Below are 327 nucleotides of genomic sequence, written 5' to 3'. Positions count from 1 at the left end.
GCAAGGCCGCTTGGGGGCTCAATATACTGATCTCGATTCGGTTCATTCCCACCTCCAGCCGGCAAGCCGCACGCAGTAATCTCGGAAATCGGCCAGCAATTGCTCCACGGAAAGGAGTCCATAGGGCTCCTCCTGCTCTTCGTAGTGGCGATGGTCGCCCTTTCCGGCCTCGTTGTCGTAGCGCACAAAGCAGGCCCCGATACGGCCGCAAAACAGTCAGTATTTCAGACCGTGGGGTCGATCCGGGGTTGTGGCTGGCAACGCCCAGATGACCATTTCACAGATGAGGTCACCCTGGCGGGCCTTGTAGCGGAAGAGCTGACGCGC

Annotated in this window: 1 protein-coding gene; it reads right to left on the bottom strand. The window is 59.6% G+C overall.

The window, feature by feature from the left end:
- Window positions 1-42: 42 nt before the first annotated feature.
- Complete coding sequence (locus G3480_RS29780; RefSeq protein WP_206171961.1) at window positions 43-186, bottom strand: toxin-antitoxin system TumE family protein; 144 nt, start codon at window positions 184-186, stop codon at window positions 43-45.
- Between the last annotated feature and the right edge of the window lie 141 nt (window positions 187-327).

It is taken from the genome of Thiorhodococcus mannitoliphagus (genome assembly GCF_010915725.1).
Classification (GTDB): domain Bacteria; phylum Pseudomonadota; class Gammaproteobacteria; order Chromatiales; family Chromatiaceae; genus Thiorhodococcus; species Thiorhodococcus mannitoliphagus.
The sequence above is the reverse complement of the archived record's forward strand: the minus strand, read 5'-3'. Positions and strand labels throughout refer to the sequence as shown.